The sequence below is a fragment of the Symmachiella dynata genome, assembly GCF_007747995.1.
Classification (GTDB): domain Bacteria; phylum Planctomycetota; class Planctomycetia; order Planctomycetales; family Planctomycetaceae; genus Symmachiella; species Symmachiella dynata.
In genome coordinates this window covers 4,613,976-4,629,209 of the sequence record NZ_CP036276.1, presented here as the reverse complement: position 1 = coordinate 4,629,209, position 15,234 = coordinate 4,613,976, and the positions used below count along the sequence as shown (strand labels likewise).

Annotated in this window: 14 protein-coding genes and 2 pseudogenes; 7 read left to right on the top strand and 9 right to left on the bottom strand. The window is 54.7% G+C overall.

The genetic code is table 11. From position 1 onward, the window contains the following. Window positions 1-12: 12 nt before the first annotated feature. From Mal52_RS17520 to Mal52_RS17505, 4 genes are all read right to left on the bottom strand, one after another. A complete protein-coding gene (locus Mal52_RS17520; RefSeq protein WP_145377619.1) occupies window positions 13-1,854 on the bottom strand; it encodes a UvrD-helicase domain-containing protein in 1,842 nt (613 codons plus the stop codon). Then, window positions 1,854-3,068, bottom strand: a complete 1,215-nt coding sequence (locus Mal52_RS17515) for an ATP-dependent nuclease (protein ID WP_145377618.1) — start codon at window positions 3,066-3,068, stop codon at window positions 1,854-1,856. The genes Mal52_RS17520 and Mal52_RS17515 overlap by 1 nt, the downstream gene beginning before the upstream one ends. 47 nt (window positions 3,069-3,115) lie before the next feature. Then, window positions 3,116-4,492, bottom strand: coding sequence for a transposase (locus Mal52_RS17510; protein ID WP_197534285.1), 1,377 nt, complete (start codon window positions 4,490-4,492; stop codon window positions 3,116-3,118). A 68-nt stretch (window positions 4,493-4,560) separates the two neighbouring features. Next, window positions 4,561-5,532: an AAA family ATPase gene (locus tag Mal52_RS17505; protein ID WP_197534284.1), complete on the bottom strand. Its 972-nt coding sequence runs from the start codon at window positions 5,530-5,532 to the stop codon at window positions 4,561-4,563. Between the two features lie 324 nt (window positions 5,533-5,856). Here Mal52_RS17505 and Mal52_RS17500 point away from each other — a divergent pair, with 324 nt between their 5' ends. Together Mal52_RS17500 and Mal52_RS17495 are read left to right on the top strand one after the other, a co-directional pair. After that, entirely contained in the window at window positions 5,857-6,189 is a 333-nt protein-coding gene (locus Mal52_RS17500) for a hypothetical protein (RefSeq protein ID WP_145377616.1), read from the top strand. Between the two features lie 192 nt (window positions 6,190-6,381). Continuing rightward, the gene (locus tag Mal52_RS17495; protein WP_145377615.1) at window positions 6,382-6,639 is read left to right on the top strand and encodes an addiction module protein; all 258 of its coding nucleotides are present in this window, start codon (window positions 6,382-6,384) and stop codon (window positions 6,637-6,639) included. Window positions 6,640-7,191: 552 nt separating this feature from the next. Here Mal52_RS17495 and Mal52_RS17490 read toward each other — a convergent pair. Together Mal52_RS17490 and Mal52_RS17485 are read right to left on the bottom strand one after the other, a co-directional pair. Then, entirely contained in the window at window positions 7,192-7,386 is a 195-nt protein-coding gene (locus Mal52_RS17490) for a hypothetical protein (RefSeq protein ID WP_145377614.1), read from the bottom strand. Window positions 7,387-7,464: 78 nt separating this feature from the next. After that, window positions 7,465-8,373: an ArdC family protein gene (locus tag Mal52_RS17485; protein ID WP_145377613.1), complete on the bottom strand. Its 909-nt coding sequence runs from the start codon at window positions 8,371-8,373 to the stop codon at window positions 7,465-7,467. A gap of 535 nt (window positions 8,374-8,908) precedes the next feature. Between Mal52_RS17485 and Mal52_RS17480 the strand changes: the two genes are divergently transcribed. After that, a complete protein-coding gene (locus Mal52_RS17480) occupies window positions 8,909-10,954 on the top strand; it encodes a hypothetical protein (protein ID WP_145377612.1) in 2,046 nt (681 codons plus the stop codon). Window positions 10,955-11,196: 242 nt separating this feature from the next. Here Mal52_RS17480 and Mal52_RS30255 read toward each other — a convergent pair. Next, window positions 11,197-11,412: pseudogene (locus Mal52_RS30255) on the bottom strand (integrase core domain-containing protein); the annotation flags it as partial. A 73-nt stretch (window positions 11,413-11,485) separates the two neighbouring features. Here Mal52_RS30255 and Mal52_RS17470 point away from each other — a divergent pair. Both Mal52_RS17470 and Mal52_RS17465 read left to right on the top strand, forming a co-directional pair. Then, window positions 11,486-11,770, top strand: a complete 285-nt coding sequence (locus tag Mal52_RS17470) for a transposase (RefSeq protein WP_420824937.1) — start codon at window positions 11,486-11,488, stop codon at window positions 11,768-11,770. Between the two features lie 50 nt (window positions 11,771-11,820). Next, the gene (locus Mal52_RS17465; RefSeq protein WP_231962381.1) at window positions 11,821-12,750 is read left to right on the top strand and encodes an IS3 family transposase; all 930 of its coding nucleotides are present in this window, start codon (window positions 11,821-11,823) and stop codon (window positions 12,748-12,750) included. A 44-nt stretch (window positions 12,751-12,794) separates the two neighbouring features. Here Mal52_RS17465 and Mal52_RS17460 read toward each other — a convergent pair. Further along, a pseudogene (locus Mal52_RS17460) lies at window positions 12,795-13,070 on the bottom strand (transposase); the annotation flags it as partial. Window positions 13,071-13,255: 185 nt separating this feature from the next. Beyond that, on the bottom strand, window positions 13,256-14,230 hold the full coding sequence (locus Mal52_RS17455; RefSeq protein ID WP_145377610.1) for a tyrosine-type recombinase/integrase: 975 nt from the start codon (window positions 14,228-14,230) through the stop codon (window positions 13,256-13,258). Between the two features lie 174 nt (window positions 14,231-14,404). Between Mal52_RS17455 and Mal52_RS17450 the strand changes: the two genes are divergently transcribed. Together Mal52_RS17450 and Mal52_RS17445 are read left to right on the top strand one after the other, a co-directional pair. Continuing rightward, complete coding sequence (locus Mal52_RS17450) at window positions 14,405-14,683, top strand: AbrB/MazE/SpoVT family DNA-binding domain-containing protein (RefSeq protein WP_145377609.1); 279 nt, start codon at window positions 14,405-14,407, stop codon at window positions 14,681-14,683. Then, window positions 14,676-15,104 carry a type II toxin-antitoxin system VapC family toxin gene (locus Mal52_RS17445; RefSeq protein ID WP_197534282.1) on the top strand — a complete coding sequence of 143 codons (429 nt, stop codon included), beginning with the start codon at window positions 14,676-14,678 and terminating at the stop codon, window positions 15,102-15,104. Before Mal52_RS17450 ends, Mal52_RS17445 begins: the two co-directional genes overlap by 8 nt. The last annotated feature ends 130 nt before the right edge of the window (window positions 15,105-15,234 follow it).

Below are 15,234 nucleotides of genomic sequence, written 5' to 3'. Positions count from 1 at the left end.
CTTTTTTGTAGCTTAGCCCAAGATGCTGACCTGTGACTCCTCGAATAACCTGTGATTGGTTAGTTCACTTTTGGCCGTTTCCGGGTCAGGTGTAAACAGCAGGATTCGCAGATTTCGTTTGGCTCTTGAAAAGCAGACGTAGGCTAGCTTGCGGCTCCGTTCTTTCTGGCTGTCTTTCGCCTCGCCGGACACGCCAGGGGTGAGCATCTTAGTAAAGCTGTACTTGGTCCAAGCGGCCTCAATGTCGTCAAAGACGACGATCACGTCATCGTACTGTTCACCTTTTACTCCGTGTTGCGTGCTGAATGGTGTGTTCTCGTCGAGATAAGTGCAATACTTCTCGACCTCGTCGCCTCGCATCTCGAAAAATGTGTCGGCCAGCCAATCTGCCTTTTCTCTGGAGTGCAACTCCTCGTTATACACATCGCCGCGTGGAACGCGGTTGAGGTGCTTTATGAGACGCTCGGACGCGTGAATGAGGTCTTGCTCGTAGCAATACCGTATCACGTCTCCAATTTTGTTTGAATAAAACAGACCTACTAACGTTTTCGTAACCGTTTTAGCAATCTCTTTAACCTTTCCAATGGACGCTTTATTATACTGGCCGCCGGCGCTGAAGGCGACGGTCTTAGTCGATAGCAGTCGCAAAACCGCCCCGGTATTTCCCTCACTGTCGGCCCTGGCCAGCGGAACGACGATTTCAACCAGTGGCTTGAGAAGGAAGTGCTCCCCGGACTCGTAATCGTTCTTTGCCCTCGTTGAAGCGTAAGGGCCGGTAAAAAGGTCGTGCAAGGACAAGAAGCCAAGTCGCCGAGCGATCATCCGCCGTGCCAGAAAGAGCTGTTTGGCCGACGTGTTCACTGCCCATCCCCAGCGTTCAACCGCTTCGTCGAGCCGTCGCGTTGCGCGCTCCAGCTGCGCTTCGCTGTACCGCCGCCTCGGTTCTTCGGGAGTCTCAGACCGCGCGAGGATCAAACCTACACTGCCTATTTCTGAGGCGTTCTTACCGGCAGGAACCTGCGTGACGTCGGTTCGGAAGGCATTGAGTAGGGTAACCACTTCGGGAGCACTTCGGAAATTCTCGACTTTGGTAACCGTCTCTGATCCCGGTGGTCCTGCGAAGTCTCCCTTGCCTTCGTCATAGATCTGTTGCATTGGGTCGCCGAAGTAACCGATGATAGGCGGGCCTTCGCCGGAGCAAATGACGTTTAGTGCATTGACAATTTCTGGAGACGTATCTTGTGCTTCGTCCACGAAAAAATAAGGATACTTTTGGCCTAGGACTTGGCTCAAAGCACGCTTGGTCGTGATCATGTCGGATGCGATTAATAGAAGATCATCGTGCCCGAGTTCACCGAGCAAGTAGTCACTAAAGGGGGTGTCGTCGCCATACCGGAAGAATGGTACTGAGTCGAGTTCTTGGAGTGCGTGCTCGAGTGTGGCTACTTTCCCTCTTGCCTCAATTGCCGCCTTGCTCTTTCCGCCGTTGTCTTTCTCTTTTTGTTTGGCGATATGCCCCGGCAGGATGTGGCAGCGGAGCGATTCTCGGATGCTTTTCTGGAAATGCCGGATCTCTCCCCAGAGAAAGCTGTGCAAGGTAGACACGACGAATAACGGGTTTTGTTGAAGCCTCTCACTGATAACGCGAGCGGCCCGATTAGTGTAGGTAATGCAGACGACCTGCTGGCCGTCACGGAGCATGCGTGGCCCATCAGTTCTTATGAGTGACCTGAGCGCCTCAACCAGCGAGGTGGTCTTGCCTGCCCCGGCCCCAGCGACGACCGAAAAGGATCTCCGCTCGCTAAGACAAGTAAGGATCTCCTCATCCGCCTGTGTTGGAACGTAGTTTGCCATTACTCGGCACCTTCCTGACCACTGGGTTCAGCGGCTTGTAGCTCGCCTTCGAGCCACCTCAGGCCATCAGCGATGTACTTAGGCGTAGCCCATTCGGCCCCTGATGAGGCCACCATTAGCGCAAACTCGGTCTTCTTGAACGTGGACGACTTTACTGCTTTAAAAACCGCATCGTACTCCTTTTCGTGGTCTAGCTCGGCCGGGAGGTCCTTCGCTATTTTGAGCGATCCGTTACGAAACAACGGCAGGTTCTCATAGGCGAACGTTTCTTCGAGGGTACGCCCGTGCATTGGTTGTTCCTCAGTGTACCCGTCAACGAGCGAGGGCCGCTGATAGGCAATGTAGCAACGCCGATCTTGGAGCAACTGCGAGTCGCATTTTAGCCCAATGAGGTCCTTAATGGTCGAGAGTTCGAGGAAATACTTAAGTGATCCGTTTGACGAAACGGCGTCCATCGTGTCTGCTCGACAGGTCGATGCCCTCTTGGCCCCGTCCTTTTGGGCGACTGAGTCGATATCGGTAATTACCAGATAAGGGACCGCCAAAAATTCAAGCAGGCTCGCAAAGCGGTGCGCGTAGGCGCCGCCGACTTCAAGCACCGTGAGGTATCGTTGCCGTAGCCCTGGGGCGGTCTTCTTGATCATTTCTGGCAGTAGAATCTTTTCGACGGCGCCTTCAACTAAGACTGCGGCATCGGCGAAGAAGAGATCACAGTGTGTAAGCTTAAGGTAGCGTTTAAGAAAGTCTAGCGTTACCCGCTCGTACTCGTCGTCCATCTCCTTCTTAGCCTTTACTTGTGCGGGCGTTGCTATCTCGTTCTTACCAGCCGTGTTCTGGGTAGGTCGGAAACCGCGAAGGCTCAGCACGTCCGAGGCATTCAGCGTGATTGTATTTGTTGGGTCGTCCCCCTCACATAGACGGCGACGGAAGTAACGTACGTTGGCGAAATCGACGGTGTCGAGGATGTGGGACGAGTGGGTCGTCACCACCAACTGCGGCGCCATACCAACTTCGCCATGTCGCTTCGACGCGTCCTCAATAATGCCCCACGCATTCGCGATGAATGCTTGTTGGGCCTGGGCATGGAGGTGTACCTCAGGTTCCTCGATGAATAGTACCAGCGACAGCGGCCGATTCATCTCGGTGAATATCCAGCTCAAGTGATAGTCGCAGAGCTGCACGGCCAAGTAGATCAGGTTCTTAAAACCTAGCAGCCCGTTGAATTACTCCGCGTCCGCGACTGTCACGATTGGTTTTGGGCTCACGCGGCCTGGGCTTGGTTGATGTGATGTTTGCGAAATATGGCGCGCAGTTGTCTAGCACACGACCCCAGACACGCGAATCGGCGGATTACGCCGCAAGATTGCACAAAAACTCCCGCGCACAACGACCCGAATTGTCGCACTTTTCCCGTTCCCAACAGCTTGCGCAGCACCAGGCCTAAATTGTGCGCTGTTGCCGTCATCAGGTGCCGTTTTCTGACTTCGTCGATCCCGCGAAGCCAACTGCGACGGCCGCCGCCCGTCTCGCACACGTGTGCGAAACTGCGCTCCACCACTTCGCTGCGACGACGCTGCAACCGCTTGCCGTACGCGCGCTGCATGCGGCGGTGGTTGTTCGTCACGGCTTGCTGTTGTGCATCGGGCCGGTCGAGCCAACTCCATTCGTACTTCCTTTCCGGTTCGGGGATATACGTCTTCATGCCGCCGCACCCCCAACCCAATGTCGCACAACGCGCCAACGTTTCAACTGCGTGATAACCTTTGTCGGCCACCACCTTTTTAATGTCCCGTGTCCAACCGCTCGCCCGATCCAAATACTTTTGCGCCTGCTCAAGACTCGGAATCAGCGTGGCGGTGTCCCCTTCGTTCGCGTGATAAATTTCCGCGTCGAGAATCGCTTCGGTGTCGAGGTCGACGACGTGTTCGGCCTTGTAGGCCAGATGCGTGCGACCGTCTTTCATCTTGGCGATGCGAGCATCGGGGTCGGACGGCGACTCCCACTCGTCGTTGGAAACTTTCTTCTTTCCCTCTTTGCTGCGCTGTTTGTCGTAGCGAATGAGCTCGGCCTTGGTTTTGATTTCGATGCCGTCCTCGGCCGCCAGTCGCTTGATGTACTCTTCCCAATCCTCGCCGTTGTCTTTGCGGACGATCGATTTCATCGCCGCGTTGGCTTCAAGCAGTGTCGCATCCACGCCGACTGTCGTCCCGTCGACGAGCTTGTTTGCGATCAACAACTGCAGCACGCAGACGTGCACGTCGTGAAAGACTTCCAGCGGCAAGCGGGTGCGGATGCGGCTCAGGCTCGAATGATCGGGCGTCGCTTCGTGCTGCCGGTAGCCCAGAAATCGCCGGATCGACAGGCTGTCTGCGCACCGCCAAGCGATGCCGCGTTGCGAATCGATGCCCTCGAAATAGCCCACGTACATCATGCGAAAAAACACGCCCGGCGGAATCGACGGCCGACCGCCGCCTGCGTAAAAAGGTTCGCACAACTCTTCGACAAAGTCATCGAAGTCAGCCTCGGCCAGGATCGCATTAAGCTTTTCATAAAACAGATGCTGCGGCCCGCTCGACAAGTCGGTCGCCGCCACCCAAAACTCCCCCTGCCGTTCCGACCGCCGCTTCCCCAACGCCATTTTGGAATCCTCCGTACGATGATCATATTCAGGTGGAGATTGTAATCGATGTGTCAAACGGGGGTTTTTCAACGGGCTGCTAGGCCGTTATAATTCTCGGGCAGCTCGTGGTTCCGGCGCGTGTCGATATATGTAAGGGTCGTATTGCCTTGAAGCGCAACTTCTGGGATGAGTGAAGACACTACCCTGAGAAGCCGGTCGTTAACTGACGGCACGCCTAGCCCCTGTATCACCTCAAGCAGCTCGCCGAACACCGTAGTGTAGTGGTCCGTGAGTTCCTCGTTATGTTTGTCGACGATTTGGTTTGCTTCGTCGCTTGCGACAGCTTGCTCAAGGTTGCGTTTGTAATACGTCGTCAGCACGTTCGAAAGTCGCGTGCTCCCTCCGTGTCCATGGTCGTCAATCTTACGCTGGGCCTCAACACACTCAACACGAACAAGCGAGTTCAGTATACGTTTTCCTTCCTCGGGCTTCAGTAGTCTTGCGTTAACCTTTTCGCCGTCCTCTTCGAGGGAAAAATATTCAACAGTAAAATATCGTTTCAGGGTTCCAGGCTGCGTCAGGTAGTGTGAAAGGGGCTTTGCTGGGGTTCCGGTCGCTTGGAGAGTGGGCTTTGAATTATAATCTTCCCGGAGTTTGTCAGGGTCGGTCGCCCCGTAACAAAGACGAATGCCCACCTTGTCATAAACTTGCTCAGCGTCAGGTAGCAGCAATCCCACGCGGCCGAACTCTGTATCGGGATCGATCGAGAACCACATGTCGAGCTCGATGCGGGGGAGGGCTTCCCCGCCCTTGCTGTCAGCGTTTTCTTGGGATTCATCGTTGTCGCCGCGGCCGAACGCATCCAGCCTTGCGATTTGAGAGACGGAGAAGTCGTGGATGGAGAATTCGTTCGATTTCAAAAACAGGCGAAAAACTTCGGTCGCGGACGTCTTGCCGCTATTGTTCGGCCCGACAAAGACCGTTTCGGACGGTTCGAAGTCGATCGATACGTCTTCGAGTCGCCGGAAGTTCCGAATGTACGCCTGGGTAAGTTTCATTGGGCTGCACCGTGTGGTATGGGCTAGAGACATGCAGCGCGAATTCTACCGGCAAACCAATGGCGTGCCGAGTCAGCAGCACTTAGCGACGGGCACCGCCTCGTGAGTTTGGACATAGGATTAGGCCCAAATAGACTTGCTATCCCGCAAGCGGTTTGGCCTATCGTCCCGATCAGAGCCAGGCAGGGGCGGCCATTCATGCAGGAAAATGCATGACAAACATGTAACCAGTAGTTAAAATGCAACTTTCGAGAATCGCCAACCTGCGAATTAGGCGGCAACTTCGTATACCCTACTTCGTTCACAGAGACGTGTGAGTAACACATGAAAGAATTCCTGGGATATGTCGGTGCCGCAGTCGTCATTCTGACTGTACTCGGGCTGATTGTCTACGCTGGACTGGTTATCGCCTACCTGTGTAGCTGGAAGAAAATCGTCGATATATGGCAAGGCAAGGGTCATTATGCTTTCGCCTTGCCATTCTCAGCGATTGGCGCTTTCGCAATTGTCTCAATCCTCGGGTTTCAATCCGGCAGTGACAAGCTGCTGAGTTTTGATGCCTTCGGGTTAAAATTCTCTGGACCGGCTGGGCCAGCAACATTGTGGATCGTGTGTTACTTGTCTTTGGTCTCATCGGTCAAGATTCTGGGCAAGTAGTTGGGGCGAACGTTGGAGATGTGGACATTGGGAGTGACAAGGGCCGATGGTGGACTTGCGGGACACGGAATCCGCACGAACAAGAAATGGCAAAGTCGAATCGCTTGGATCGCTTGGCGTTTCAAAAACAACTCGATAATTCGTCCGGGAAATGTGAAAATAGCTGTATCCCAATAATAATGAGGTCACAACATGCCCACCCGTGATGAAATTGCCCAACAGGCTCTGGCTTTGCCGCTCGACGACCGCGCCTTTCTGGCGGATATACTGGAGCAGAGTCTCAGAGAAGATGAGAACTCTTTGGAAGAACTGACCGCCACCTGGACGGCGGAGATTGACCGGCGGCTAGAGGCTCACCGGCAGGATTCGAGTCGTGTGACAGATGGGGAGTCCGCCTTGTCGGAGATTTCACAGCATTTGCAAGCTGATCGGAGCGGAAAGCCCGCGTGAATCTGCACGTTCTTCCAGAAGCGCGGAGTGACGGCATCGACGCTTCGCTCTGGTAAGAATCGCAACGGACCGGACTGGGGGAACAGTTCCTGGGGGAGGTCCGTCGCGCCTTTCAACTCATTGAGGAACGCTCCCAATCTTTCCCACGCTGGGAGTTCTACTCCGGGAAACACGAGATTCGCCGTGCCCAACTGGGGCGATTTCCCTATGCGGTCGTCTTCCCGGAGCAGGAGAAAGAAATCCTGATCGTCGCGATCACCCACGCCCGGCGTCATCCGCTGCATTGGCTTGCGCGGTTCAGTTAAGGATTCCGTCGAGATTGGCATCCCCATTTTCGGGGACACATAGAATATGCAGCGAACCGCGTCGGGCAATTGCCGTTATGACGCGTGTCGTGCCTGCTGGCCACAGGCAGGACACGCGTCCGCAAAAACAGACCTGCTGCACCGCGCAGGCGGATTCCATCTCGGTCCAACCTGCTTCCAGCGCTTCCACTTCGGTGGCGATCTCCGTTCGGACGTCGCATTTCGAGCAGGCCAGTGAAAAGATCGGCTACGGGTCGCAACCGGCGGTGCGGCGCAGGACGGAGGCAATGTAAGCCTGCATTGCCTCAGGCGTGTATTGGTAGGGATAAAATCCCCCCTTGGCGAACCACTCCTGGAGAGCCAAGGCCAATTCACGGGCGGTGGCGAAGTCTTCTGTCTTCATGGCGTTAAACATATCGAGAAAGGTTTGATTCGGGTCCATGGAATAGACTCCCATCGGAGAAAAGCATAAGGGGAAGAAAATGCCCGACCGCCGCAACGGTCGGGCATCAGGAACCGATCAGGCTTCCGGCTGCGGTTGCAGGCCGTGCAGATAATCGACTGCCTTGGATGCGAGCGAAGCGGCGGTAAAGATCGCCCGTTTGTCATCCTTCAGGACTTTGAGCCAGCTGTGGATGTAGCTGGCGTGGTCCTCTCGCAATTCCGGCGTGATCCGCAAATCGGCACATAAGAAAGCGGAACCCAACTCGGCGACCAGTTCTTCCATTGCGTACCCTTCGTCGCCAAAACGCTTCCGGCCCAGATCGCGATCCAGTCGGGAGGGGTGCTTCGTCCAGTGTGTCAACTCATGGGCCAGCGTCGCCGCATGGGATTCGGCATCCCGAAACGTCTCGAAGGGGGGCATCCGCACGGAATCGGTCGCGATGGCGTAATACGCCCGGTTCCCGCCGTGTTCGATCTTCGCTCCCGTATTGGCGAAGAACGTTTCCGCGTGTGCGATCCGTTCGAGTGTCTCTTTCGGCGGTTCCGCCAAGGCGTAGAAATGCTGCGGCAAGCCTTCGCACTGCTCCACGTTGAACACCGAGTATTGCTTGAGGAACGGAATCTCTTCTTCCAGTTCCTGTCCCTCTTCGTTCTTGTCGGTCTTCTTGAACGTACTGGCGTAGACCACGGGGGAAGCCTGCTCTCCCTTGTGGACGTGTCCCCCCAGTTCCTTGGCTTGCTGAAAGGTCAACCAGATCGGGCAGGCAAAACCTTGCATCTCGGCCGAAGCCCACAGCATCAAAATGTTGATTCCCAGGTAATACTGGCCGTTGTGCCGTAGCGGTCGCGTAATGCGTCCGGCGGCATGTTCGGCGTTCCAGGGTTTGAGCCAAGGCCTTACACCGCGCTCAAGCTCTGCGACGATGCGATTGGTCACCTGGGTGTAAACGTCAACGCGTTGGGCAGTGGAAGTCTTGGTCGCCATGGGGCATTCTCCGTTTCTGAATTGGAACTTCGTTCGTTGAGTCAAAGCAGACATGCTTTGGGCGAAGCGGAGACGAGAAGTCCCTAAAGCAGGGGGAGAGGTCAGTCCAGGACTGCCGGCGGGGAGGGCACCGATCTGCAAGCAGCGCAGCGGATGAAGATGGGGAGGCAGCCGCAGAGGCAGCGCGGCCCCGATCCTTGACGGACCTGGGGGATGTGCCCCCTTTTTCACATGCAACTCCCACAGTCGCCGCAGGCGTCGGTTGCGGGGCGGTCAGTCCCGCTTGCACCAGGGAGCCGGAGGAGGCGTTAGCCGTCCGCGTCAGCGACCAGAGCGGCAGCGACGTCCGCAGTCACCCGGTCGCCAGCGGCGAGGTGCCCCAAACTAGACATGATAGACCAAGAGTGACGAATGGAACGGGTAAGACGTTGTTTAAGTTGCTTTTGACCATATCAATGGTTAGCTTTGAATTCAGCTTTGTAGAACATTTGCCCGTCGAAAAACGCTTCTCGAATGGTAGCGGAGTCACTCACTGATGGCAGAAAAAGACAATTCTGACAAAAAGAAAAAACCACGTTCCCGTGGAAAACTAAAAAAAACTACCCGCGATCCTCAGCCAGATGGCCCCACTATCGGAGGCCTTTTATTGTCGTTATTTCCCATGGGTACTAACGGCACACATGACGTCGCCTCGCAACCTCGCGAACGTTACGCACCGATTTCCGCGGTACCCCAATGGGCACCGGATCTGTTTGCCGCTATGGCTACTTTACTTGAGCAGTCAGGAGCATATACACATCCCGATTTTTTTGACGTTACCGAAAGTGTTTTTTCATTTGAAGATCAATGTGATTGGAAGACAGTGGGAGCACAACTTCGTGAAGGCTCGCCCCAACTGGCATTCAAAAAGCTGGACAAAGACTGGGAGTCTTTGGCGTCTTATTTTGACGAAGGACTTCTGGAAACGAAGTTAACTCGCGGATCTGACCCTCCTAAGTGGGTACAATTGGCTATCAAACTGTTGCACATTGCAGATATTGCGTGTGCGGGTGTGGAATCGCGGGCATTCCCAATAGTCGATAACCCTATTCATCAGTTGATATACGCGAGTCAACAGCATTCCTACTACAAAGATCATATCGGTCGCCCAGAACGTATTAGCGGCATCAAGGATCTTGAACCGGATTTCGAAGAAACTGAAGACACATTGAGCACACGCGAGTTTGAAAACGAGCTTTTGCCGTACGTACCATCTTCGATTTGCCGTCACGTACCTCCGTATCTGGTCTGTGTGCAACCGAAGGCACTCACTCCCACTGTTGGCCAAACTATACGGTCTTTTTCTCATAGTTTGGCTCTACTACCTCCAAAAGGAGTTGTAAACACATTCTGGTTCAACACCTTTACTGGGTACAGCCCAGAGAGCAAAGGCGGACTAAATTTGCTATTGGTCCCCTATCCATATGAAATAAGTGCCACCAGTTTCCAACCTTGCAGACCCCAATCGACACGACCGGACGAGAAGCTCAAATATACCACAGATTTGACGTGGCTTTATGATTTGGCTGACACTGAAGATGGTCAGGTTCACCACCTTACGTCAGGACTGCGAGATCTGCTCAGGATAGCTAACGCCGAACTCGGGCACATCGACGGCATCATTTTTCCAGAGTTGGCACTTTCACATGCTGTGGCAGAAAGAGTATCGCACAGACTGATGGTTTCGGGATGCGAAGATGATGGACAGCGAGAAAAAGAAATTGAGCCAATAAGTCTTTTTGTAAGCGGGGTGAAATCTCGACGGTTCGTAAAAGACGATGAAAAAGGAAGAAATATCAATGCTGTGTATACGCGGGTAAACTTACACTGGCACAACGGGGAGCAACCAAGCGACACTAATCCGAATATGAAGTACGTGTCGTTTCGTCGTCTTCAGGTAAAGCATCACCGCTGGAGATTGGATAAATCTCAAATCATGCGTTACAACATCGCCTCACAATTACAAATTAACGACAATACAAATGAAGACCTTGGAAGATGGCTGAGAGGGGAAGTATGGTGGGAAGATACGGATGTCTCAGAGCGGGAATGTTTGTTTTGGATTCTCAAAAATCGATATGCGATTTCAACGTTAATTTGCGAGGATCTCGCGAGAATTGATCCAGTTCAACAGGTATTACGGGCGATTGGACCAAATCTTGTGATTTCTTTACTACTTGATGGGGCACAGGCCAGCCATAGATGGGGAAGTCGGTATGCGACCAGCTTGTGTGATGACCCGGGAAGCAGCGTTTTGATATTGACATCGCTCGGCATGGTTCGCCGAGAACAGATCTACAATGCTCCTGAAAACAGAACCATTGGAATCTGGAAAGATTGTTTTGGAAACTCAGAGCCACTGACATTACCGCAGAATGCTGCTGCTTTAGCCATCTCTCTATCGGAGGCAATGGTACGAGAGGAATCTGCGTCAGGCCGAGAACAATTGAAACACCTTGAAACGTCACGCAAGTTGATCCTGAGTGGGATTAGGGCAATAAAAGGATTCAGTGGTAGTAAAAAACTGTTTCAAAAGTTATAGGCAAATAGTGTTGTTCTGAAGGTAACCATGTCAACGTGACCTGCATCAAATTCCTGTACCACCGCTTATGAAGATCGGGTTAGGTAAAGCACGTCCTGTTTTTCATCGGAAGCTTCGTGAGCCCCGTTCGCCTTCGCTGTCGCCTCGGCCTGCGTAGCGGGAGGGGCCGAGGGGGCGGCGATGGTGGGCGGGGCGGACCCCGTTTGTCGAGTTCGAGCTGAGGTCAACCTCTGCCCAAACTCCGCCGGCGTCAAATATCCCAGTGAACTGTGTGGCCGATGCTCGTTGTAATCTTCACGCCAAACTGTTGTCAGCTGTCGTGCCGCTCGCAAACTTTCAAACTCCTCGGTCGCTAAAAACTCATCACGAAACCGGCTGTGAAAGCTTTCCGCAAAACCATTCTCCCACGGACTGCCCGGCGCGATGTACAACGCCTCCACGCCCAACTGTCCTAACCAACTGGCCTGCCTTTAAAAAACTGTGCCATTGGTTATGAAGGTTTCTGAGCGATTATTGCAAGGAGATCTTTTAATGACGAAACGACGCAGGCGGCATTCGCCGCAGCAGATTGTGAAGAAGTTGCGTGACGCCGATGCGATGCTCAATGCCGGGCAAGACGAAGCGGTCGTGCTGCAGGCGCTGGAAGTCAGCCAAGCGACATTGGACCGTTGGCGGAAACAGTACGGCGGGATGAAGTCGGAGGAGGCGATGCGACTCAAGGCCTTGGAAGATGAGAACCGGCGGCTGAAGGAAATCGTGGCGGACCAGACGTTGGACATCAAGATGTTGAAACACCTTGCGGAGGGAAACTGGTAAGCCCTTCTCGAAAGCGTAGTGCCGTCCGTGAACTGCAACACACGTTTGCGGTGTCGGAGCGGCGAGCGTGCCACGTGGTGAAGCAGCCTCGTAGCAGCCAACGCTATGTGGCGCAACCGCGCGACGATGAGCATGGTTTGCTCAAGCGGATGCTACAGTTGGTAGGTCGTCGTTCGCGGTTCGGTTATCGCCGCATCGCCCATTTGCTGCGTCGCGAAGGTTGGCGGGCGAGCGACACGCGGGTCTATCGGCTGTGGCGTCGAGAAGGGCTGAAAGTGCCGCAGAAGAAGCGTAAGAAACGCCGTCTGGGAACGACTGCCAATGGCTGTCACCGGCGAAAAGCGGCGTCCCAGAACGATGTGTGGGCGTGGGATTTTGTGTTCGATCGCACGGCGAGCGGCAGTCCGCTGAAGTGGTTGTCGATCGTCGACGAACACACCCGGGAGTGTTTGGCTTTGAAAGTGGATCGCAGCATTACAAGTGAAGATGTGATCGACACGCTGGCGGAATTGTTCGCCATGCGGGGCGTGCCGCGTCATGTTCGCAGCGACAATGGTCCGGAGTTTGTGGCGCAGGCGCTTCGGAGTTGGTTAGGACAGTTGGGCGTGGAGGCGTTGTACATCGCGCCGGGCAGTCCGTGGGAGAATGGTTTTGCGGAAAGCTTTCACAGCCGGTTTCGTGATGAGTTTTTAGCGACCGAGGAGTTTGAAAGTTTGCGAGCGGCACGACAGCTGACAACAGTTTGGCGTGAAGATTACAACGAGCATCGGCCACACAGTTCACTGGGATATTTGACGCCGGCGGAGTTTGGGCAGAGGTTGACCTCAGCTCGAACTCGACAAACGGGGTCCGCCCCGCCCACCATCGCCGCCCCCTCGGCCCCTCCCGCTACGCAGGCCGAGGCGACAGCGAAGGCGAACGGGGCTCACGAAGCTTCCGATGAAAAACAGGACGTGCTTTACCTAACCCGATCTTCATAAGCGGTGGTACAGGAATTTGATGCAGGTCAAAGGGCTTACCAGTTTCCCTCCGCAAGGTGTTTCAACATCTTGATGTCCAACGTCTGGTCCGCCACGATTTCCTTCAGCCGCCGGTTCTCATCTTCCAAGGCCTTGAGTCGCATCGCCTCCTCTGACTTCATCCCGCCGTACTGTTTCCGCCAACGGTCCAATGTCGCTTGGCTGACTTCCAACGCCTGCAGCACGACCGCTTCGTCTTGCCCGGCATTGAGCATCGCATCGGCGTCACGCAACTTCTTCACAATCTGCTGCGGCGAATGCCGCCTGCGTCGTTTCGTCATTAAAAGATCTCCTTGCAATAATCGCTCAGAAACCTTCATAACCAATGGCACAGTTTTTTAAAGGCAGGCCACCATACCTGTGAGATGGCACATTTACTGACAGATTTCAAGTATTTATTAACCAGCTCCTCTGGTCTTGTTTTCTGTTCACTGTTTTTAAGAACCTTTTCCGATACTTTTCTGTGTTAAATCGAAATCCGCTCGACCGTATTCCGCGTGACCTGCTTTTGCCGACGATCGTACAACCGGGTCGTCCTTGGATCGGCATGTCCGGCCAGGTATTGCACGTCTTCCAACGCGATGCCTTGGTTCAGCAAATCAGTCACTGTGGCGACGCGAAACGAATGTGGAGAGAGGTGAGGCGGCAAGCCAGCATCCCGCAAGCGACGTTTGACCATGCGGCAGATGTCGATGTTCCTGAGCGGACGCTGGGTGAGTTGGCCCGTTCTTCCCTGGCCAGAGCGAAACAAGACGGTTTCACTCTTTTCCGTTTGCCACTCAAATGAATTCAAATAATCCAGTAAGTAGCCTTGCAGATCGTGCCGAATTGGAATCGCGCGCGACTTGCCTCCTTTTTCCAGAAAACGCAGCGCGTACTGCGAGCCATCCCAGACAAAATCCCGTAAGCGCAAATTGGCGATAGCTCCGGCACGCGCGGCCGTATAGATCAGCGTGGCAATGATCGCCTTGTCACGGCGGCCGATGGGTGTCGTCGTGTCAATTGATGTGAGCAAGTCTCGCGCTTGATCTCGCGAAATCTCCGGTGTTTTGCCCTCAATCACGGCGTACCGTTCTCCGCGAACCGTGGCTGCCGGATTCAGGATCAACACGTGCCGCTGCACCAGCACGTCGAAGAATGCACGCAGCGCCGCGAGATGCAGTTTCTTCGTCGGCAAACTTCCCGGATGCTGATTAAAATAGGCCCCCACCATGCCGGGCGAGATGCGCTCCAGTGGAGTTTCGGTTTCTTCCACCCAGGCAAGAAACTTGCGAACCGCCTGCAAGTAGGCCGTCCGCGTGTGGTGATTTCGAATGACCCCGGCAAAAAACTCGTCCCAGGCAAACGCCGCTCCGGCATCCCGAATCGACGATGGCAAATCGACACGAGCGAAATCTCGGTGGCCATTGAGAATCGTTATCATCTTCGCATCATCATCCATGCTTCCGACCGTAGTCGACTTCGCCACTCCGCGCAAGGGGGAAATAAAGGATGTTATTTATCACAAACGGCTGTCATCCCGTGGATGGTGGTTTGCGGCAGTGTGGAAAGTGCTTGACCGAATTGTGAAAGTGTGTCAGCGTTAAAGCAGGTGTCACAATCAGGGAGGAACGGCATGCAGGCAGGTGAAGCGGAAGGACGACGGGTGTTCGGGGCGACGGTGGATGGTTCGGGGCGGATCGTGTTGCCTGCCGAGGTGAGGGCGGCGTTTGGGTTAAAGAAGGGATCGGAAGTCTCGGTCGTGCAGGATGAGACCGGGGTCCATCTGCAAACGCCGCAGCAGGCGTTGCGGGCGATCCAGGCCTACTTTCAGAATCTGGTGCCGCCGGAGGTAAGTCTGGCGGATGAGGTTATTCAGGAGCATCGCGACGAGGCGGCGCGCGAACGTGAGTGACGTCGTACTCGATGCGTCCGCCGTGTTGGCCTATGCGCAGGGCGAGCGCGGGGCTGATCTGGTCGAGCAGCATTTGTTCGGTGCGATCATGTCGGCGGTGAATTATTCCGAGGTATTGAAAAAAACGCTGGAGCGCGGCGGCGACATGGCGGCGACGGCTCTGCTGCTCGAAGGGGCGCGGATTGACGTCGTCGCGTTCGATACACGACAGGCGACGGTAGCGGCGAGCCTGTATGGGGCAACCAAAGATGCGGGCCTCTCCTTCGCCGATCGGGCCTGCCTCTCACTGGCCATCACCCTGGACGCACCACTGTACACCGCCGACGGGCGGCTGGCCGATGTGGAGGCTCCGATTGAATTGGTGTTGATTCGGAAGCCTCTCGCGAGTTCAGGAGCGAAGCGAAAGTCACCGAAATTGTAGTTGAAACAAAAAGTGTTGAATCCCCGGACAGGTCACACGGCACTTCGTGCCGACGCCGCAAGGGCGTCTATCCAGGCAGTTCATCAGAGTGGTTTTCCACTAAGGAGCATTCAGAATATAGCGGACCGCT